Consider the following 18,589-nt stretch of genomic DNA (forward strand, 5'->3'; position numbering starts at 1 on the left):
ACGCATCACATCCCGCCTCGACCCCACCGCGACGAAGGTGAGAACCGCCGTGCACGTTGCTGAACCGCACCTCCCCCTACCCCTGGGCCGCCGGGCCCGGACACCGCTGGGCAGACGGAGATCCACGCGCCGGGCCCTCGCGGCCGCGGCGGCGACCGTCGCGCTGCTCGCGGGCACCGGCCTCGTCTCGGCCGCCGCGGCCGACACGTCCACCGCCGCCGGCACGTCCACCGCGACCGGCACGTCCGACGCGGTCGACGTCACCGTCAACGCCGGGCAGGGACTCGGCACCATCCCGGACACCGCCTACGGGCTCAACAGCGCGATCTGGGACGCGAACATGAACACCGCCGGCACCCAGGACCTGGTCAAGGCCGCCGGCATCGGCATGCTCCGCTACCCGGGCGGAAGCTACGGCGACATCTACCACTGGAAGACGCACACCGCGCCCGGCGGCTACGTCGCACCGGGCACCGACTTCGACTCCTTCATGGGCACCGTCCGCAAGGTGGGCGCCCAGCCGATCCTGATCGCCAACTACGGCTCGGGCACGCCCGAGGAGGCGGCCGACTGGGTGCGGTACGCCAACGTCACCAAGGACTACGGCGCCAAGTACTGGGAAGTCGGCAACGAGCTGTACGGCAACGGCCATTACGGCGCCGACTGGGAGACCGACGAGCACGCCGACTCCTCTCCCGCCGCCTACGCCCACGGGGTCGTCGACTACGTCTCCGCCATGAAGGCGGTGGACCCGACCATCAAGGTCGGCGCGGTGCTGACCACCCCGGGCAACTGGCCGGACGGTGTGATGGCGAGCGGCGAGAGCGCCGACTGGAACCACACCGTCATCCCGATCGTGGCGGGCAAGGCCGACTTCGTCATCGTGCACTGGTACCCGGGCGGCTCGGACGCGGCCGGGATGCTCGGCACACCGTCCCAGCTCGCGGGCGAGTTGCAGCAGCTGAGGGCGGAACTGGACGCGGCGGGCGCGGGTGACACCCCGATCGCGCTGACCGAGACCAACTCCAACGTCCTGATGGACACCCAGCCCACCGCACTGTTCGCCGCCGACACGTACTTCACGGCTCTCACCAACGGCGTGTTCACGGTGGACTGGTGGAACACCCACAACGGCCCCGGCGCCGTCTCCACCGCTCCCGACGGGGCCACCGACTACGGCGACATGGGCCTGCTGTCCAGCGGGGGCTGCACCGGCGACGTCTGCGAGCCGCCGGTCAACACCCCGTTCCCGCCGTACTACGCCCTGCAGATGCTGAGCCGGACCGGCCGGCCCGGTGACCAGCTGGTCAACGCGGGGTCCACGAGCGAACTGGTGTCCGCGCACGCGGTACGGCAGGCCGACGGCGACCTGAGCGTGCTGCTGATCAACAAGGATCCCTCGGCGTCGCACACCGTGGACCTCCACCTGAGCGGCTACACGACGGACGGCTCCCCCGCCGACGTTGCGGTCTTCCGCGACCGGGCGTCGTCCATCGACACCGCCACCGGCGACGGCAGGACCCAGGCACTGCCGCCGTACTCGATCACCACCGTCACCCTGCACCCGAAGAGCGGCACCGCCTCCGCGCTGAGCGCACCGGGCGCCCCGAAGGTCACCTCGGCCACGGACACCACGGCGACCCTGTCGTGGTCCCCGTCCACCGGCGGCACCCCCGTCCGGTACGAGGTCTACCGCCAGCAGGGCACCACCAGCGAACTGCTCACCGACACGACCTCCACCACGGCGACCGTGCGCAACCTGTCCCCGGGGGCCACGTACACGCTCAACGTGCTGGCCAGGGACGCCGACGGACGGCTGTCACGATCCTCGGCCCCGGTCACCGTGCGCACCACGTCACCCGCCGAGTCGACCTGCGAGGTGTCGTACCGGTTCATCGGGGGCTGGGGCAGCGGCTTCAACGCGGAGGTGACCGTCACCGACACCGGGCCGAACCCGATCGACGGCTGGACCCTGGCCTTCTCCTTCCCGGACAGCGGGGTCTCGGTGACGGGGTACTGGAACGCGAAGGTCACCCAGTCGGGCCGGAACGTGATCGCCACCCCGGAGTCGTACAACGGCAAGCTGGCCGCCGACGGCGGGAACTCGGTGTCGTTCGGCATCACCGGTGCCAACTCCGGGGCGTACTCGCCGCCGACGGTGTTCACGCTCAACGGCACGGTCTGCACCACGACCTGACCCGGGCCGGCCGGGATCCGGGGCGGCCCGGATCCCGGTGCCGGACGACAAAAGAGCCGGTCCGCTTGGTGCGGACCGGCTCTTCCCGGTGGGCGATACTGGGTTCGAACCAGTGACCTCTTCGGTGTGAACGAAGCGCTCTCCCACTGAGCTAATCGCCCGGGAACGCACTGAACAATACAGGTCCCGGCGGTCTTCGTTCAAACCGCTTGGAGGTACGCCGCCAGCCCGCGCCGCCCGGCACGCATCATCAGCCGGTGGTTGAGCCGGAAGAGCGGGCGCCCCGGCACCGCGACCCGCCTGAGCAGGGGTTTGCGCACATCGACCTCCTGGTCGTAGCGGGCGAGGATGCCCGTGCCCCGCTCGGTGAGCGTCCAGCGGGCCCAGCCGTCGACGTCCCCGGTCATCGTGACCTCCAGCACTCCTGCGGCGGGGTCCCGGCGCACCTGGTGCGCGGTGACGGTCAGGTCGTACGGCAGGAGGGAGCGGATCCGGATCACACCGGTGGTGTCGTCGGTGCGACGCACCTCGCGCGCCTGCCGCCACCAGCGCGGATAGTCCTCGACCCGCTCCAGCGCGTCGAAGACGGCGGCATGGGGTGCGGGCAGGGTCCACAGGCTGCGGAAGCGGTAGTGGGTCCGGTCCATGACCGTCAGTCTGCCCGCCCCGGCCCTTCGCCTCCCCGTGATCTGAGTACGCGTACTCATGCCGTACGACGTGACGTGGGCCACACTGAGCGCGCGAGCGCCGCCGCCCGTGCGGCGGCGCTCCCCCGACTCCGGCCGGCGCGTCCTGTCACCGGCTAGGGCATCCTGCCGCCGAGCAGCGCCAGGTTCTCGATGGCCGCGAGGCCGTAGAGCGCGGTGTCGTTGCTGGACACCCAGGCGGCCTCGCTGCCCTCGACCAGGGTGGCCGGCCCGGTCAGTTTCTCGGTCCTCCACGGCGAGGACTCGGTGTAGCCGTCGGAGCCGTAGAACTTGGTCCAGGCGCGCTGGGCGAGCGCGGCTTCACCGGTCTGTACGGCGGCGTAGGCGTCGAGGCGCGAGTGGCCCTGGAAGAGCAGCAGGCTGCCGAAGTCCGAGCGGCCAGGCCTGCGATGCGCAGAAAGGCGGCCTCGACGGTGTCGGCACCGGAGGGGTGCGGGGTGATGGTGCCGAGCACGCCGGCCTTGGCGGTGTCGGCCTCGTACTGGGCTATCTCCTTGTTGACCTCGTCGGTGGGCTTGAAGGCGTCGTACTGAGCGGTGGTCGTGAGGATGCCCCGGTCGTAGCCCATGATCCTGCCGGCCTCCGGGTCGTGGACCATGAAGTCGATGAACTGGGCCACCTCCTTGGGGTGCGAGGTGCGGGAGGAGGCGCTGAGCATCACGGAGGCGAGGTACTGGCCGGTGTGCTTGCCGTCCGTGGTGGGGATGGGGGCGAGGCCGTAGGTGCTGCTGCCCTCCGCCTTGTAGCGGACGGTGAAGTTGTCCCAGGTGAACTCCGAGGCGCCGTGGCCGGCGGAGAGCGAGGACTTGGGGTAGTCCTGGGCGACGACCTTCGGGGCGGTGACGATGCCTGCCTTGACGCGGTTGTAGCCGGCCTGCCACCACTCCGTCAGGTCGGCCTCGTCGAAGCCGAGTCCGTCCTTGGTGAAGAACGCCTTGCCTCTGGCGGAGGTAGAGGTCGTACAGGTACATGATGCTGAAGTAGCCGGTGTCCCCGGGGACCTTGGTCTTGTCGTGGATCGTCTTCAGAGCCTTGAAGAAGTCGTCCCAGGTCCAGCCGGAGTGCGGCTCCACGCCCGCCTTCTGCCAGACCTTATTGTCGATCACCAGGGCCATCGTGTTGGAGCCGACCGGAAATGCCCGGCTGCTTGCCGTCGACCTCGCCCACCTCGGTGACACCGGCACGGAAGTCGTCCAGCTTCAGATTGCCCGCCTGGATCTGCGGCTTCAGATCGAGCAGGACACCCCTCTTGTCGTACTTCCGAAGAAAAGTGACGGCGTTTTGGAATACGTCCGGGGGATTTCCGCCGGACGCCTGCGTCTGGAACTCCTCCCAGAAAGACTGGTAGGTCTGAAAGTCCGTCTTGACCCTGATCTTCGGGTACTTCTTCTCGAAGAGGGCGATGGTCTGGTTGATCTTCTTGGCGCGTTCCTCGGCACCCCACCACGAGTAACGGATCGTCACCGTCCCGTTCCCGGAACCGCTTCGCCGCCGCATCCGGCCGTCGCCCCGACCCCGAGCGCGGCCATCGACACCCCGGCCGCCTTCAGGATCGTTCGCCTCTCGAGATTCCTGCTGGTTCCCACAGTCGGGTCCTCCCGCAGTGTCGTCCACGTCGTGAATCGTTTCGAGTAAGCGCTTGCTGGCACAGCCAGGTTCGGAGGGGGCAGGGGTGCGTCAATGATTCCGACAAGAATTTCTCGGGCGGGTGCCTCCGGGCGGAGGTGCGTGCGGCCGGTCGGCCGAGGCGGGGAGCGGGGGGTGGCGTGGGACTTGGGGGTGCGCGGTGGGGGCGGCGCCGGCCGGGAGCGAGAGGGGGGCGGTGCGGCGGTCCCGGTAGTCGCGTGGTTGCTTGGGGTCCGTGTCTCGGTCGGGGGCGGGGTGTCCGCGCCTCGGGCGCCCTCGCCCCCGTACGTGGCGGGCCGGAGGCGGGCGCGGGATGCCAGGCAGACGACCGCCCGGCGGCTCTTCGGGCGGATCCGCGGGTCCTGTGCGCGTCGGCTGTGAAACAGCTGGTCGAGGGCGGTGACCTCGTGTGGGCCCGCATACGACGACGGCCCGTCTGCTGGTCGCAGACGGGCCGTCGTGTCCGGGTGGGCGATACTGGGTTCGAACCAGTGACCTCTTCGGTGTGAACGAAGCGCTCTCCCACTGAGCTAATCGCCCGGGCGCAGGAAGAACATTACCGCATGTCAGGGTGTGCCCGGGACCAGAGGCCACCCCCGAGGACCGGTCACTGGTTCTTGATGCTCCAGGGCATGACGAGACCGAACTTCCAGACGTACACGCCCAGCAGCGCGCCGATGATCACGAGACCGATCACCGTCAGGATGATGTTGCGGCGGCGCACCTTGGGATCGAGGGCCCGCTGGGCCGCCTCGGTGACCTTGCGCTTGGTCCAGCGGAGCACGAGTTGGGCCCACACGAACTCGGTCGCCCAGATCGCCATGCCACCGAAGATCACCACCCAGCCCGGACCGGGCAGCGGGAGCATGACGATGCCGGCGGCGACGACCGCGAGCCCGACGACGAAGACGCCGACCTGCCAGCTCACGTGCAGCACACGCCGTGACCGGATGAACTGGGGCGCCCGCGAACCGAGCCCGCGCCGGTCCTCCCCCTCGCCCGCCTTCGGTTCCATCATCGCTCCGTCCGACGCCGCGGCAACCTGGTTCCGCCCGTCACTCCCCGTATTCATGTGTCTGAACCCTACCGGAGAGAAACCACAAATCGCGTCACCGGAATGGCCCCACCTGCCGCACGGCTTCTCGGCCGGAAGAGTTACCTAAAGCCAGGCAAAACACTCAGAGGGGTTTACAACGGCACCGTAGGTGGCATGTCGATTTCGCCGACGTGCGAATCCCCGAGCGCACACTGAGCGAAAGGCCCTGGCGCTTATGAACACCACGGTCAGCTGCGAGCTGCACCTGCGCCTCGTTGTGTCGAGCGAGTCCTCCCTGCCTGTCCCCGCAGGCCTGCGGTACGACACGGCCGACCCCTACGCCGTGCACGCCACCTTCCACACCGGAGCCGAGGAGACCGTCGAGTGGGTGTTCGCCCGCGACCTCCTCGCCGAGGGGCTTCACCGTCCCACTGGTACCGGCGACGTCCGTGTCTGGCCGTCGCGCAGTCATGGCCAGGGCGTCGTCTGCATCGCCCTGAGCTCCCCGGAGGGCGAGGCCCTGCTGGAGGCCCCTGCGCGGGCCCTGGAGTCCTTCCTGAAGCGAACGGACGCGGCCGTGCCCCCGGGCACGGAGCACCGGCACTTCGATCTGGATCAGGAGCTCTCGCACATCCTCGCGGAAAGTTAACCGACAGGCCCCCAGGGGCCCCTTCGACTGCCCGTTGCCGTCCACTCGGGGAGACGGCTCGGGCCAGGACAACCGCATATGGGATGCACGGGCACCGGTTCTCCGCGGGGGGCCGGTGCCGGTGTGCGCGTGTGCGGGCGGCCGCGCGCTGCTCGGGCGACGGTGAAGCCACTACCATCGGCCAGCATCGGCGGGCATGTGCCCGATCCCCAGGCCTTGGGAGCGAAACGTGCTGATCACCCACGACACCCGGTGCGCGCTCGACACCGTGGTGGATCTGGTGAACACCGCACCGGAGGACGAGTCGGCGTCGGACGGGCTGGCGGACGTCGCGGCGCTCGAGGACTTCGTACGAAGCCACAAAATGAGCGATGTCGGGGTGCTGTCGGAGTTCGACCTGTCGGCGGTGCGCAGGATCCGCGGCCGGTTCGCCGGGATCTTCGCGGCGGCGGACTCCCGTAGCGCCGCGGGGATGATCAACGAGCTGGTCGCCGCCGCGGGCACCACGCCCCGGCTGACGGACCACGACGGCTACGACTGGCACGTGCACTACTTCGCGCCCGGCGCCTCCGTCGCCGATCATCTGGCGGCGGACTGCGGCATGGCGCTCGCGTTCTTCGTGGTCGCCGGGGAGCAGGAGCGGCTGCGCCGCTGCGAGGCCCCCGACTGCCGTCGTGCCTTCGTCGACCTCTCCCGCAACCGCTCGCGGCGGTACTGCGACAGCCGTACGTGCGGCAACAGACTGCACGTGGCCGCGTACCGGGCGCGACGCAAGGAGTCTGCGGGCTGAGACCGCCTCGGTGCGGTGGCCTCCGCGGTGTCGTGGTCCCCGGCGGGTGACGCCGAGGACCCACGGGTACGGCTCACAGCAACAGCAGGTCGTGCAACGCAGCCATGAGCAGCAGACACCCGATCACCGCAAGGAAGATCATCAGCGGCGGCTGGGAAAGGGCGAAGAGGCACCCGCGCGGCTCGTCCTTCGGCGGCGCGGCCTCGCTCTGTGTCGTGTCCACCATCTCGCGGCGATGATGGCGCAGCCGACACCCTCGACGCGATCAACACGCCTGGAATGTACGGGAGTTCGTCGGATTTCTCGATCTTCGCTTCGGATCGGCCCGGGTCCTGATCGTTTCCTGGGAAACCATGATCAGTACGCGCCGGCCCGCCGACGTACCGACGTACCGGACGTGCAGGTCACCGCCGTCGGACGGCCGTCATATGCCGTGCTTCTTCAGGATGGCCTCGATGTCGCTGAAGTCGTCCTCGCCGCGGGAGGTGCCCTTCGCTGGACGGGCGGCGGGACGGTCGGCCGGGCGGGTGGCGGGGCCCAGGGACGGTGCCGATGCCGCCGGAGCCACCGCGTCCCCCTGGGCGGCGCGGTCAGCCGCCCTGCGCTCCTTGCGCGTGCCGCCGCGTCGGCGCTCCACCCCGCGGGTCGTCGCGAAGAACACCCAGGCGCAGCCGAGCAGGCCGAAGCCCGCCCACGCGGTCGGGCTGAAGGCGGTGTCGGCCAGCCAGCCGACGACGCCGGTCATCACCAGGCCGATCGGAACGAGGGAGTAGGCGGCGATACGGGTCGCCGCGAGGAAACGCTTGCGGTAGGCCGTGACCGCGGCAATGCCCAGGCCGGCCGCGGAGACGGCGGAACAGACGGTCTCGGCAATCATCCGGTCCTCCAGGGCAGCGCTCACCGGTCGGGCAGTTCGTCCCTTCCATCCTGCACCGCCCACTCCCCGCAAGGCCACGCCCCGGGCGGACATCAGGGACATCTCCGGGTCCCCTCCTCCCCAGGTGCCGGTCCGGCCCGCCGCTGGACACCGCCGTGGCCGGCCCACCCGCATGATCCTCCGGGTGAGATCCCGTAGGGGTCTGCACGGCACCCCCGGCGATCACCTGCCGCCCGGCGGTCCGGCCCCTCTCCGCCCGGCCCGGACCGATCCGCTCCGAACCGCCCGGCCCGGACGAATCGGCACCCGTCCAGCGGCCCAGGGGACCCGGCCAGGTCCCGCCCGGTGGCCGGATGACTCCCGGTGGCCGGTGACTCCCGGTGGCCACTGCGGTAGGCAGGTCACTGCCGGTGGGCAGATAGCCGCCGGTGGGCAGATAGCCGCCGGTGGCCGGGTGGCTGCCGGTGGCCGGGTGGATTGGGTGCTGGGCTGGGGGGCTGGGAGACTGGGGGACATGAGCGACTCCTCCTCCGTGTCCGCCGTTCCCGTTCTCGACGTCTGGTGCGAGCTGCAGTGTCCGGACTGCCGCACCGCGCTGGACGATCTGCGCGCCCTGCGTTCCCGCTACGGCGACCGGCTGGAGCTGCGGCTGAGGCACTTCCCGCTGGAGAAGCACAAGCACGCCTTCGCGGCCGCGCAGGCCGCCGAGGAGGCCGCCGAGCAGGGGCGGCTGTGGCCGTACGTGGAGGCGGTGCTCGGCCGCGTGGAGGAGCTGGACCGCAAGGGCGAGCCGCTGCTCGTCGAGGTGGCCCGTGAACTGGGTCTTGACGCGGAGGAGTTCGACACCGCGCTCGTCGACGGCCGGCACATCCTGATCGTCGACGCCGACCAGGCCGAGGGCAAGGCGATCGGTGTCACGGGCACCCCGACCTACGTCGTCGGCGGCGAGCGCCTGGACGGCGGCAAGAGCCAGGAGGGCCTGCGCGCACGCATCGAGGAGATCGTGGACCGTCTGCTGGCCGAGGCCGAACGGCCGCGCTGACCGACCGGGCCCGGTCGGTCGGCCGGGGTGCGTGCGCGGGCCTCCCCTTCTCGTCCCCCCGCGTGCGGCTTCTACAGGAGTTCCTTGTAGAGGGCGTAGAGCACCGGGCGGTAGCCGAGGGAGTCGTACAGGCGCTCAGCGGGGGTGTTGCCCGCGAAGACGTTGAGGCCCAGGACGCGCTTGCCCGCGGCCACCGCCTGGGCCTCGGCCAGGAGCATCAGGGAGCGGCCGTGCCCCCGGCCGCGGAAGCGTTCGTCGGCCTCCACGTCGTAGACGTAGGCCTTGTCGTCGCCGACGGAGAGCCAGAGGGTGCCGACCGGGGTGCCCTCGTGCTCCAGGACGCTCAGCAGCATGCCGGGGGTCGCCGGTCCCTGGGGCAGCAGCCGGGCGTGGTCGGACTCCGACTTGGCCCATGCCTCGTCGGCGGGTACGCCGCGGTCGATCCAGCTCTGGGCGTATCCGGCCTTGCCGTGTTCCAGCCACGGCCCGTACTCGGCCTCCGTCAGCGGTCTGCCGCGGCTGCCTGTCGGCAGTTCGGGCGCGGTGGTGCCGAGCTGCTTCTCCATGCCGCGGTTGCGCTGGACGTAGCCCAGGGACGTGACGAGCCGGACCGCGGCCTCCTCGGCGGCGGGCACGGCTGTCTCGATCCGCTTGCAGCCCCAGCCTCGCGCCACCTCCTCGGCGGCGAGCGCGGCCACCGTGCCCCGGCCCCGTCCGCGGTCGGGTTCGTCGATGCGCAGCTCCAGGATGCGGGCCACGGCCGGTCCGAAGACCGGGTGCGTCGAGAGATGGGTCACGCCGACGGGGCGGCTGTTCACGCACACCTGGTAGCGGCGTGAACGTGTCCCGTCGGCGTGGTGCTGAAGCGGCTCGGTGGGCCGCAGGGTGGTGGTCATCAGGGTTGTTCTACCCGCGACCGGTCCCCGTGTCAGCCGCATTTCCGCGGCTTCGGCGGATCTCGGGGAGGGTCTACGGGTCCAGGTCGTGCCCCGACCGTTCGTCGAAGACGCGCATGGCCTTGGCGGTCACCGGGCCCGCCGTGCCGGGCAGTTCGCGGTCGTCCACGCGGTGGACGGCCTGGACGTCGCGCAGCGTGGAGGTGAGGAAGACCTCCTCGGCGCGCTGAAGGACGTCCAGCGGCAGGTCGGTCTCCTTGGCGCCGGTCCACTCGATCGCGAGCTCACGCGTGATGCCTGCCAGGCAGCCGGAGACGAGCGGCGGGGTGTGGATCTCTCCGTCGAGGACGACGAAGACGTTGGAGCCGGTGCCCTCGCAGAGCTGCCCGACGGTGTTGCCGAAGAGGGCCTCCGAGGCGCCGTGTTGGTGGGCGCGGGCGAGGGCGACGACGTTCTCGGCGTAGGAGGTCGTCTTCAGGCCGGTGAGCGCGCCGCGCTCGTTGCGGGTCCAGGGAACCGTGACGACGGCGGTGGAGTCGGGGCGGCGGGTGGTCTCGCCGATGGCGACCACGAGGGTCGGGCCGTGGTCGCCGCGGTCGGAGCCGAGGGGGCCGTGGCCGCCGGTGTAGGTGATGCGGAGCCGGCCCAGCGGCATCGGGTTGGCCTCGAGGACGGCGGCGCAGGCGCGGCGGACCTCGTCGTGGTCGGGGTCCGGCAGCCCCAGGCCGCGCGCCGAGCGGCTCAGCCGGTTCAGGTGACGGGTGAGCGCGAACGGCTCTCCGTCGACCGCCTTCACCGTCTCGAAAATCCCGTCGCCCACGGTCAGGCCGTGGTCGAGGACGGAGACGCGGGCGGACTCGATGTCCCGCAGCCCGCCGTCGAGCCAGATCTTCACTGTTGCAGTCCCTCTCCGCTGTCCTCGTGCGCACCTTCGTACGTCCCCGACGCTACCGCGAGCAGCCGGGCCGCCTTCAGCTCGGTCTCCCGCCACTCCCCCTCGGGGTCGGAGTCCCAGGTGATGCCGGCGCCGGCGCCGAAGCGCAGGACGGCCGCGGCACCCGGGGCCCGGTCGATCCAGAAGGTGCGGATGCCGACGGCCAGCTCCCCCACGCCCCGGTCGGCGTCGACCCAGCCGATGCCACCGCAGTAGGGGCCGCGGGGTGCCGTCTCCAGGGCGTCGATGATCCGCAGGGCGCTCGACTTGGGGGCGCCGGTGATCGAGCCGGCCGGGAAGGCGGCGTCGAGCAGTTCCGGCCAGCCGGCGCCGTCGCGCAGCTCGCCGCGGACCGAGGAGACCAGGTGGACCAGGCCGGGGTGCTTCTCGACGGCGCACAGGTCGGGGACGGTGACGCTGCCGCTGGTGCAGACGCGCCCTATGTCGTTGCGGACCAGGTCCACGATCATCACGTTCTCGGCGTAGTCCTTCTCCAGGAGTTCCGCTTCGGTGCGGGCCGTGCCCTTGATCGGACCGGACTCCACGGTCCGGCCGTCGCGGCGCAGGAAGAGCTCGGGGGACGCGGTGGCGATCTCCACGCCGTGTCCGGGCAGCCGAATCGTTCCGGCGTACGGCGCGGGGTTGCCGCGGGCCAGTACGGCGGTCAGGGCGTCCACGTCGGCGTCGGCCGCGATCGGCGCGGAGAGCACCCGGCAGAGGTTCACCTGGTAGACCTCGCCGGCCGCGATGTGCTGCCGGATGCGGCGCACGCCCGCGGTGTAGGCGGCGCGGTCCAGTGACGACGTCCAGTCGCCGGCCGCCGGGCCCCGCCAGGCGCCGGGCACCGGCGCGGGCACGGCCTCCTGCCGCACGTCCCGGAAGCGGGCGCAGGTCAGCCGGCCCTCGTAGTCGGCGGCGACGGCCCAGAAGCCGGTGGAGTCCAGGGCCGCGGGGTCGCTGGTGACGTCGGTCAGGCCGGTGGCGACGCGGTCACCGAAGCGGACGAGAGGAGGGAGGTCGTGCACGTGGCCGAGTCTATGGGGGTGTCCCGCGGGTGACCCGGGCGTGTCCTTCCGGGGGCCTGACAGGGTCCTCACCTGGACGCAGCGCAGCACGCTGCACAAACGCGTTTTTGTACTGGCCCCGGAATCCGCTAGAGTTCAACACGTCGCCGGGACGCGCAAGCGATCCGAAACGACAGGCGGACGTAGCTCAGTTGGTAGAGCGCAACCTTGCCAAGGTTGAGGTCGCGAGTTCGAGCCTCGTCGTCCGCTCGAAGGAAGTGGGGACTCCCGGTCCCCTACACTCCTGGTGGAGTGGCCGAGAGGCGAGGCAACGGCCTGCAAAGCCGTCTACACGGGTTCAAATCCCGTCTCCACCTCCAAGGACGATTAGCTCAGCGGGAGAGCGCTTCCCTGACACGGAAGAGGTCACTGGTTCAATCCCAGTATCGTCCACTGGTCCGCAAGGACCTTGATCCGCGAGGATCCCCGCGCGATTAGCTCAGCGGGAGAGCGCTTCCCTGACACGGAAGAGGTCACTGGTTCAATCCCAGTATCGCGCACGCAGTGCCCATGATCCGCTCCAGTGGGTGACATCGGAGCGATCGTGATCCCGAGGACGATTAGCTCAGCGGGAGAGCGCTTCCCTGACACGGAAGAGGTCACTGGTTCAATCCCAGTATCGTCCACGCACCAGGAAGCCCCCGGCCGTCTCGTACGGCCGGGGGCTTTCTCATGCCGCGGTTCAGCTGGAGAACAGCATGTGGCCGAAGCTCTTGTGGCGGTGGCCGTGCCCGTAGTGCCCGTGGCCGCCGCCGTGCGGGGCGCCCCAGGCGGGAGCGGGCGGCGCCGGGTAGGCCTGCGGGGCCGGCGGAGGCGGCGCCGGCTGGGACCACTGGGACTCCAGGCGGGTCAGCGCCTCCAGCTCGCCGTAGTCGAGGAAGATGCCGCGGCAGCCGCTGCACTGCTCGATCTGGACGCCGTTGCGGTTGTAGGTGTGCATCGGCGCATGACACTTCGGACACTGCATGGTCGGCTCAACTCCTCGCCGTAGGTTCTGCTTCGGGTACCGCCAGGACAGACTCCGTACGACCGCGGCCCGGTTGCAGCCTACTTCGCCGGGTCGCCGGCCAACTCCACGGGAACGCCGCTCATTCGGTCACAGGCGTCCACCACGGCCTGTTCCACCTCGTCCAGCGGCCGGTGCGCCGCGGTCGCCCTGGCGACCGCCAGCGCGGCGGTCTGCACGGTGAGCGCGCGAGCGGCGGTGTCCAGGGCGGCCCACGGATCGCCGTCCGCGGGAACGGCCGGTCCGCCCGCGGCACGGTAGGCGCCGAGGAAGCGCGTCCACTCCTCGGGCGGCAGCAGTCCGCAGGCGAACCAGGCCGCGGGGCGGGCCAGGTCCCAGGCCGGTACGCCGGTGCCGAGGTCGTCCACGTCGATCAGCAGCCAGGGCCCGCCCGGGGCCGGGTACCGGACGAGCTGACCGAGGTGCAGGTCACCGTGGCAGAGGGCGCCGGAGGCGGCGGGCGGCATGGGCGCCTCGGCGCGGGCCCAGGCGGGCAGGGCGGTCCAGGCGCGCAGGATCGGGCGCGCGGCGGGATGGCCGGGGGCGGCGGTGCGCAGCCGGGTCACCGCGCGGGCGGCCTTCTCGGGGCCGCGCATCGGGGGCAGGCCCGGCGGGGCTGGGCTGCGGTGGAGGCGGGCCAGGAGCGTGGCGGCGGCTTCCCAGGGTGCGGCCTCGGGGGCGTCGGGGTCCACGGGCGTGCCGTACGGCCAGAAGGTGACGAGGCGGTCGTGGAGTGCGGTGGGAGTGGTGGTCGCCGGGGGCGGCCCGGGCAGCGGGGGCAGCAGGATGCCGGGGAGGCGGGCGGCCGTGGTGAGGCGGAGGGCGAGTTCGGTGGGGTCGGTGCCGGGGGCGTGGGCCTTCGCGACGGTGCCGGCGTGGCGGACGACCGTGGCGTCCGGGCGGGTGGCGAGGACGGTTGCCTCGCAGGGGCAGTTCCTGCCGTCGGTGTGGGCCGCCCTTGCGGCCTGTGCGGTCAGCTCGGGCAGGAGCGGGGCGGTTGTCACGGAACTCCCTGGTCTGCTGCGGCGAGCGAGAGCTTACGTGGGTGGGTGTGCGAGCCGCCCTGCGGCACGACTGCCCGCAGCTGCGTACGTCCGTGGAAAGTCGCTGCGTTCGTCCGTGGGAAATGACAATGCCGGCGCAGCTCCCCAGCTGCGCCGGCATTTTTGCCGTCCGCCGCACCCCCGTCCCCACGGGGTTTCATGGGTGGATGTCCCCGCCCGGACCGCTCTTCCGGGCCTGGGGTCGCCGCTCAGCGCCCCAGCATCACACCCACGGACGACGCCTGTGTGGCCACTGTGTCCCAGCCGTCGAAGACCAGCAGGAGCAGGGCCGCCAGGGGAAGGGCCATCACGGTCGCCACCAGGGGGTGGCGACGGCCCGTACGGCGGGGGCGTGGGCGGAGCAGTGTCCGCGGTGCCGTGTGGGCCATGGTCCCTCTCCTGACCGTCTCGGTTGTCATTGGCAGCGGCGGGTGTCTGACCTCGGGGGACGAGTGCTGCACCCGCCGCTTGACCTCAAATCTAGGCGTGCGACGACGGCCGGACGTCATGCCCTCGTACCGATTGCCGGGCCTCCCGGAGGATGAGCCGTGAGCTGGGGACTACTCCCCAGGGTGGAGACGCGGTCCCTGGTCTCGGGGTCTTCCCGGAGGGGCCGTCCGGAGTGTCCTGGCTTTTCCTGCCCTCGGGTGGTGACTTCGCTCACTTCCGGCATGTCCCGGAGCGTCGCCCTCCGCGCCCGTTGCCCCACCCGGTCCGCCACTCCCCGCCGTGTACGCGCCGGGTCCCCGGCCTCCACGTCCCTCTCCGCTGGATCGCCCTCCGGCGACCCAACGCCCTTTCCGAGGCAGGTCGTTGGGATAACGGGCGGAGTCGGGGTACCGGGCTCCCCGAGTTCCTGACCGACCTTCAATTTCGCTGCCCCGTACCGACAATCGATCGGGTAGAGCGGGCGCGGCCTCTGCGCGCGAACGGCCCCGAAAACGTAAGCTGTGGCTCGTCACAGGGACCGGGCAGCGGGGATGAACATGGCGATGATGCGCCTGAGGCGCGAGGACCCGCGCGTCGTCGGCTCGTTCAGGCTTCACCGACGGCTCGGCGCGGGCGGGATGGGCGTGGTCTACCTCGGCTCCGACCGGAAGGGTCAGCGGGTCGCACTGAAGGTCATCCGGCCGGATCTGGCGGAGGACCAGGAGTTCCGCTCACGGTTCGCCCGCGAGGTGTCCGCGGCCCGGCGGATCCGGGGCGGCTGCACGGCCCGGCTGGTGGCGGCGGACCTGGAGGCGGACCGCCCGTGGTTCGCCACGCAGTACGTGCCCGGCCCCTCCCTGCACGACAAGGTGGCCGACGAGGGTGCCCTGAGCGCGGCCGAGACCGCGGCGATCGGGGCCGCCCTGTCCGAGGGTCTGGTCGCCGTGCACGAGGCCGGTGTGGTGCACCGGGACCTGAAGCCCTCCAACATCCTGCTGTCCCCCAAGGGACCGCGGATCATCGACTTCGGCATCGCCTGGGCGACCGGAGCCTCGACGCTCACCCACGTCGGCACCGCGGTCGGCTCCCCCGGGTTCCTCGCTCCGGAGCAGGTGCGCGGCGCCGCCGTCACCCCGGCCACCGACGTCTTCTCGCTGGGGGCGACGCTGGCGTACGCGTCGACGGGCGACTCGCCGTTCGGGCACGGCAGCTCCGAGGTCATGCTGTACCGGGTGGTGCACGAGGAGCCCCAGCTGCACGGCGTGCCGGACGCGCTGGGCCCGCTGGTGCGGGCCTGTCTGGCGAAGGACCCCGAGGACCGGCCCAGCACGCTGCAGCTCTCGCTGCGGCTGAAGGAGATCGCCGCACGCGAGGCGCAGGACCTGGGCGATCTGCGTCCGCCGGCGCCGCGCTCCGCCGAGGCCGACCGGCCCACCGGCCGGCTCGTGGACACCTACCCGGACGAGCTGCGCGCTACCTACCCGGAACAGCAGCGGGCCGGCCGCCCCGAGCAGCAGCGGCTCCGTCGGCGCCCGCCGGCCTCCTCCTCCAGTACGCCGCCCCCGCGCGGCACCGTTCCGCCCTCGCGGGGTGGCACCCCGTCGCGCACGGGCGGTGCGCCCCGCGACGCGGGCGCGCCGCGCGGGACGGGCGTGCCCGCCCGGTCCGCCGGCGGGCGGTCCACGCCGGTGTCCCGCCACGGCGGGCGACCGGTCGGCGGCAGCCGGCCCGCCCCGCGCGGCGGCACCCGGCGGCCGGGGCCGCGGACCACGGCGACGGGCCTGCGGCCGGCCAATCCGAGGCTGCTGCGGCAGCGGCTGTTCGTGTTCGTGGTGGTGACGCTGCTGGTGGCGCTCGGCATCGCGGCGGCGCAGGGCTGCCAGGGACCCGCGCGCGGGCTCGGAGGCGACGGCGGCGTGCAGGTGGGACAGGCGGAACAGGTGGGACCGGAGCACGCGTCGACGGCTTCGCCCCACGGGCCGGTCGAGCAGTCGTAGCACCCGGAGTCGACCGGCGGCCCCCGTGCCCGTGTCGTTCCTGCGTCGTCGTATCTCGACCTACGTCGCCTACGTCGTCGTACGTCGTCCTACGTCTCGGGGCGCCCCGTCGCCACCGCGTAGAAGGCGACGGCGGCCGCCGCTCCGACGTTGAGGGAGTCGACGCCGTGGGACATGGGGATGCGGACCCACTCGTCGGCGGCCACGAGGGCCTGCCTGGACAGGCCCTCGCCCTCCGCGCCGAGCATCAGGGCGACCCGGTCCATCCGGTGCGGGGCGACGGCGTCCAGTGCCTTGGCCTTCTCGTCGGGGGTGAGGGCGAGGAGGGTGAAGCCGGCCTCGCGGACCGAGTCCAGGCCCCCCGGCCAGCTGTCGAGACGGGCGTACGGCACGGAGAAGACCGCGCCCATCGAGACCTTGACGCTGCGCCGGTACAGCGGGTCGGCGCAGTCCGGGGAGAGCAGGACGGCGTCCATGCCGAGGGCGGCGGCCGAGCGGAAGATCGCGCCGATGTTGGTGTGGTCGTTGACCGACTCCATGACCGCGACCCGGCGGGCCGTGCGCAGCAGGTCGGCGGCCGTGGGCAGCGGCTTGCGCTGCATGGAGGCGAGCGCGCCGCGGTGCACGTGGTAGCCGGTCACCTGTTCGGCGAGTTCGGGATCGACCACGTAGACCGGGGCCGGGACCTCCTCGATGACGTCCCGCATGACGTCGACCCACTTGGCGGACAGCAGCATCGAGCGCATCGCGTAGCCCGCGTCCCTGGCCCGGCGGATCACCTTCTCGCCCTCGGCGATGAACAACCCCTCGGCGGGTTCGCGTCTGCGGCGCAGCTCGACGTCGGTCAGGCCCGTGTAGTCGGTGAGACGCGGGTCGTCGGGGTCCTCGACGGTGATGAGATCGGCCACAGCGTGATACTGCCTTGTCCTGTCTGCGGTGCGGGCGGCTCGGAAGCGGGTGGGTTCCCCGGGGCTACTCGGAGGCCGACGGGCCCACGGCGACGACCGCGCCGATGACGATGACCGCGGGCGGCTTCACGTCCTGGGCGCGTACGGTCTCGGCGACCGTCGCCAGGGTGGCGTCGACGCGGCGCTGGGCCGCCGTCGTGCCCTCCTGGACCAGGGCGACCGGGGTGTCGGGGGACTTGCCGTGTGCCACGAGCGTCTCGGCGATCTTCCCGATCTTGTCGACGCCCATGAGGATCACCAGTGTGCCGGTCAGCTTGGCCAGGCTGGGCCAGTCGACCAGGGAACGCTCGTCGTCGGGCGCCACATGCCCGCTGACCACGGTGAACTCGTGGGCCACCCCACGGTGGGTGACCGGGATGCCCGCCGCGCCCGGCACCGAGATGGAGCTGGAGATGCCGGGCACGACGGTGCAGGGGATGCCGGCCTCGGCGAGGGCCTGGACCTCCTCCATGCCCCGGCCGAACACGAAGGGGTCGCCGCCCTTGAGCCGGACCACCGACTTGCCCTGCTTGGCGTGCTCGATGAGCGCGTTGTTGATGGCCTCCTGGGCCATGTAGCGGCCGTAGGGGATCTTCGCGGCGTCGATCACCTCGACGTGCGGCGGGAGTTCGGCGAGCAGGTCGCGGGGGCCGAGGCGGTCGGCGATGACGACATCGGCCTCGGCCAGCAGCCGGCGGCCGCGCACGGTGATCAGATCCGGGTCGCCGGGGCCGCCGCCGACGAGCGCGACGCCGGCGGTGCGGGTGCGGTGGTGCGGGGCGACCAGGGTGCCGTCGCGCAGGCCCTCCACCACGGCGTCGCGGATGGCCGCGGTGTGCCGGGGGTCGCGGCCGCGCGCGCTCGTGGTGAGCACGGCGACGGTGACGCCCTCGCTGTGGCCGGTGGCCGGGGTCCAGGCGGTGGCCTGGTCGGCGTCGTCGGAGCGGACGCACCAGACGCGGTGCCGCTCCGCCTCGGCGGAGGCACGGGCGTTGGCGTCGTGGTCGCTGGTGGCGATCAGGGCGTACCAGGCGTCCGCGAGGTCGCCGTCCCGGTAGGGGCGCCGCTCCCAGGTGATCTCGCCCGCGTCCGCCATGGCCTCGACGGAGGGGGTCGCCTCGGGCGACACGAGGACGATGTCCGCGCCCGCGGCGATGAGCGCCGGGAGACGGCGCTGGGCGACCTGGCCGCCACCGAGGACGATCACGCGGCGGCCGGTGAGGCGGAGGCCTACGGGGTAGGCGGGGTGTTCGGCCATGGGGTGCGGCTCCTCTTGGGGCGGTGCAGAGGTCCTGACGTGCGGATTTTAAGGTGCGCGCGGGTTGCGGCGGGCAGGTGTCCGGTGGCTG

17 protein-coding genes, 7 tRNA genes and 2 pseudogenes are annotated in these 18,589 nt (G+C 71.8%); 10 read left to right on the top strand and 16 right to left on the bottom strand.

Annotated features, from left to right (window positions below; translation table 11 throughout):
* Positions 1-49: 49 nt before the first annotated feature.
* Entirely contained in the window at positions 50-2,197 is a 2,148-nt protein-coding gene (locus tag IE318_RS07880; protein ID WP_189897996.1) for a cellulose binding domain-containing protein, read from the top strand.
* Between the two features lie 89 nt (positions 2,198-2,286).
* Here IE318_RS07880 and IE318_RS07885 read toward each other — a convergent pair.
* The 6 genes and pseudogenes from IE318_RS07885 to IE318_RS07905 all read right to left on the bottom strand — a co-directional run bounded on the left by IE318_RS07885 (position 2,287) and on the right by IE318_RS07905 (position 5,602).
* Positions 2,287-2,358, bottom strand: a tRNA-Val gene (locus tag IE318_RS07885).
* Positions 2,359-2,397: 39 nt separating this feature from the next.
* On the bottom strand, positions 2,398-2,844 hold the full coding sequence (locus IE318_RS07890) for an SRPBCC family protein (RefSeq protein WP_189897998.1): 447 nt from the start codon (positions 2,842-2,844) through the stop codon (positions 2,398-2,400).
* Between the two features lie 155 nt (positions 2,845-2,999).
* A pseudogene (locus IE318_RS44775) lies at positions 3,000-3,278 on the bottom strand (exo-rhamnogalacturonan lyase family protein); the annotation flags it as partial.
* Positions 3,279-3,286: 8 nt separating this feature from the next.
* Positions 3,287-4,490: pseudogene (locus IE318_RS07895) on the bottom strand (ABC transporter substrate-binding protein); the annotation flags it as partial.
* A gap of 508 nt (positions 4,491-4,998) precedes the next feature.
* A tRNA-Val gene (locus IE318_RS07900) sits at positions 4,999-5,070 on the bottom strand.
* A 67-nt stretch (positions 5,071-5,137) separates the two neighbouring features.
* Positions 5,138-5,602, bottom strand: coding sequence for a TIGR02611 family protein (locus IE318_RS07905; RefSeq protein ID WP_189898001.1), 465 nt, complete (start codon positions 5,600-5,602; stop codon positions 5,138-5,140).
* A gap of 199 nt (positions 5,603-5,801) precedes the next feature.
* Between IE318_RS07905 and IE318_RS07910 the strand changes: the two genes are divergently transcribed.
* A complete protein-coding gene (locus IE318_RS07910; RefSeq protein ID WP_004002642.1) occupies positions 5,802-6,215 on the top strand; it encodes an SsgA family sporulation/cell division regulator in 414 nt (137 codons plus the stop codon).
* A gap of 229 nt (positions 6,216-6,444) precedes the next feature.
* On the top strand, positions 6,445-7,005 hold the full coding sequence (locus IE318_RS07915) for a CGNR zinc finger domain-containing protein (protein ID WP_030166360.1): 561 nt from the start codon (positions 6,445-6,447) through the stop codon (positions 7,003-7,005).
* 73 nt (positions 7,006-7,078) lie between these two features.
* Here the strand turns inward: IE318_RS07915 and IE318_RS07920 are convergent, their stop codons facing one another.
* Complete coding sequence (locus tag IE318_RS07920; RefSeq protein WP_189898003.1) at positions 7,079-7,231, bottom strand: hypothetical protein; 153 nt, start codon at positions 7,229-7,231, stop codon at positions 7,079-7,081.
* Positions 7,232-7,429: 198 nt separating this feature from the next.
* Positions 7,430-7,882: a hypothetical protein gene (locus tag IE318_RS07925; protein ID WP_189898005.1), complete on the bottom strand. Its 453-nt coding sequence runs from the start codon at positions 7,880-7,882 to the stop codon at positions 7,430-7,432.
* Between the two features lie 514 nt (positions 7,883-8,396).
* Here IE318_RS07925 and IE318_RS07930 point away from each other — a divergent pair.
* Positions 8,397-8,924 carry a DsbA family protein gene (locus IE318_RS07930; protein WP_189898007.1) on the top strand — a complete coding sequence of 176 codons (528 nt, stop codon included), beginning with the start codon at positions 8,397-8,399 and terminating at the stop codon, positions 8,922-8,924.
* Positions 8,925-8,995: 71 nt separating this feature from the next.
* Here the strand turns inward: IE318_RS07930 and IE318_RS07935 are convergent, their stop codons facing one another.
* The 3 genes from IE318_RS07935 to IE318_RS07945 form a co-directional block, all read right to left on the bottom strand.
* A complete protein-coding gene (locus IE318_RS07935) occupies positions 8,996-9,820 on the bottom strand; it encodes a GNAT family N-acetyltransferase (RefSeq protein ID WP_189898009.1) in 825 nt (274 codons plus the stop codon).
* Between the two features lie 73 nt (positions 9,821-9,893).
* Positions 9,894-10,715 (bottom strand): aminotransferase class IV, encoded by an 822-nt coding sequence (locus IE318_RS07940; RefSeq protein ID WP_189898011.1) that lies wholly within the window; start codon positions 10,713-10,715, stop codon positions 9,894-9,896.
* A complete protein-coding gene (locus IE318_RS07945) occupies positions 10,712-11,779 on the bottom strand; it encodes a chorismate-binding protein (protein ID WP_189898013.1) in 1,068 nt (355 codons plus the stop codon). The genes IE318_RS07940 and IE318_RS07945 overlap by 4 nt, the downstream gene beginning before the upstream one ends.
* A gap of 176 nt (positions 11,780-11,955) precedes the next feature.
* Here IE318_RS07945 and IE318_RS07950 point away from each other — a divergent pair.
* The 5 genes from IE318_RS07950 to IE318_RS07970 all read left to right on the top strand — a co-directional run bounded on the left by IE318_RS07950 (position 11,956) and on the right by IE318_RS07970 (position 12,444).
* Positions 11,956-12,028: transfer RNA gene (locus IE318_RS07950), tRNA-Gly, on the top strand.
* Between the two features lie 36 nt (positions 12,029-12,064).
* Positions 12,065-12,138, top strand: a tRNA-Cys gene (locus IE318_RS07955).
* A gap of 1 nt (position 12,139) precedes the next feature.
* Positions 12,140-12,211, top strand: a tRNA-Val gene (locus IE318_RS07960).
* 35 nt (positions 12,212-12,246) lie between these two features.
* Positions 12,247-12,318, top strand: a tRNA-Val gene (locus tag IE318_RS07965).
* Positions 12,319-12,372: 54 nt separating this feature from the next.
* Positions 12,373-12,444: transfer RNA gene (locus IE318_RS07970), tRNA-Val, on the top strand.
* A gap of 56 nt (positions 12,445-12,500) precedes the next feature.
* On the opposite strand, the gene IE318_RS07975 is transcribed toward IE318_RS07970, so the two are convergent.
* From IE318_RS07975 to IE318_RS07985, 3 genes are all read right to left on the bottom strand, one after another.
* Positions 12,501-12,785, bottom strand: a complete 285-nt coding sequence (locus tag IE318_RS07975; protein WP_189898016.1) for a TFIIB-type zinc ribbon-containing protein — start codon at positions 12,783-12,785, stop codon at positions 12,501-12,503.
* 80 nt (positions 12,786-12,865) lie between these two features.
* A complete protein-coding gene (locus IE318_RS07980; RefSeq protein ID WP_189898018.1) occupies positions 12,866-13,828 on the bottom strand; it encodes a phosphotransferase family protein in 963 nt (320 codons plus the stop codon).
* A 248-nt stretch (positions 13,829-14,076) separates the two neighbouring features.
* Positions 14,077-14,256 (bottom strand): hypothetical protein, encoded by a 180-nt coding sequence (locus tag IE318_RS07985; RefSeq protein ID WP_030166345.1) that lies wholly within the window; start codon positions 14,254-14,256, stop codon positions 14,077-14,079.
* A 591-nt stretch (positions 14,257-14,847) separates the two neighbouring features.
* On the opposite strand from IE318_RS07985, the gene IE318_RS07990 reads away from it, so the two are divergent.
* A complete protein-coding gene (locus IE318_RS07990) occupies positions 14,848-16,293 on the top strand; it encodes a serine/threonine-protein kinase (RefSeq protein ID WP_189898020.1) in 1,446 nt (481 codons plus the stop codon).
* 89 nt (positions 16,294-16,382) lie between these two features.
* On the opposite strand, the gene IE318_RS07995 is transcribed toward IE318_RS07990, so the two are convergent.
* Both IE318_RS07995 and cobA read right to left on the bottom strand, forming a co-directional pair.
* Positions 16,383-17,201 (bottom strand): TrmH family RNA methyltransferase, encoded by an 819-nt coding sequence (locus tag IE318_RS07995; protein ID WP_189898023.1) that lies wholly within the window; start codon positions 17,199-17,201, stop codon positions 16,383-16,385.
* 64 nt (positions 17,202-17,265) lie between these two features.
* A complete protein-coding gene (gene cobA / locus IE318_RS08000; RefSeq protein WP_189898026.1) occupies positions 17,266-18,498 on the bottom strand; it encodes a uroporphyrinogen-III C-methyltransferase in 1,233 nt (410 codons plus the stop codon).
* Positions 18,499-18,589: the final 91 nt, after the last annotated feature.

The organism is Streptomyces spiralis, assembly GCF_014654675.1.
Lineage (GTDB): Bacteria > Actinomycetota > Actinomycetes > Streptomycetales > Streptomycetaceae > Streptomyces > Streptomyces spiralis.

Bases quoted from the DNA above. Each gene is read 5' to 3' on its own strand.
- IE318_RS07975 (WP_189898016.1), bottom strand. From the start codon at position 12,785: ATGCAGTGTCCGAAGTGTCATGCGCCGATGCACACCTACAACCGCAAC.
- IE318_RS07925 (WP_189898005.1), bottom strand. From the start codon at position 7,882: ATGATTGCCGAGACCGTCTGTTCCGCCGTCTCCGCGGCCGGCCTGGGC.
- IE318_RS07890 (WP_189897998.1), bottom strand. From the start codon at position 2,844: ATGGACCGGACCCACTACCGCTTCCGCAGCCTGTGGACCCTGCCCGCA.
- IE318_RS07910 (WP_004002642.1), top strand. From the start codon at position 5,802: ATGAACACCACGGTCAGCTGCGAGCTGCACCTGCGCCTCGTTGTGTCG.
- IE318_RS07920 (WP_189898003.1), bottom strand. From the start codon at position 7,231: ATGGTGGACACGACACAGAGCGAGGCCGCGCCGCCGAAGGACGAGCCG.
- IE318_RS07990 (WP_189898020.1), top strand. From the start codon at position 14,848: ATGAACATGGCGATGATGCGCCTGAGGCGCGAGGACCCGCGCGTCGTC.
- IE318_RS07935 (WP_189898009.1), bottom strand. From the start codon at position 9,820: ATGACCACCACCCTGCGGCCCACCGAGCCGCTTCAGCACCACGCCGAC.
- IE318_RS07930 (WP_189898007.1), top strand. From the start codon at position 8,397: ATGAGCGACTCCTCCTCCGTGTCCGCCGTTCCCGTTCTCGACGTCTGG.
- IE318_RS07985 (WP_030166345.1), bottom strand. From the start codon at position 14,256: ATGGCCCACACGGCACCGCGGACACTGCTCCGCCCACGCCCCCGCCGT.
- cobA (WP_189898026.1), bottom strand. From the start codon at position 18,498: ATGGCCGAACACCCCGCCTACCCCGTAGGCCTCCGCCTCACCGGCCGC.
- IE318_RS07905 (WP_189898001.1), bottom strand. From the start codon at position 5,602: ATGAATACGGGGAGTGACGGGCGGAACCAGGTTGCCGCGGCGTCGGAC.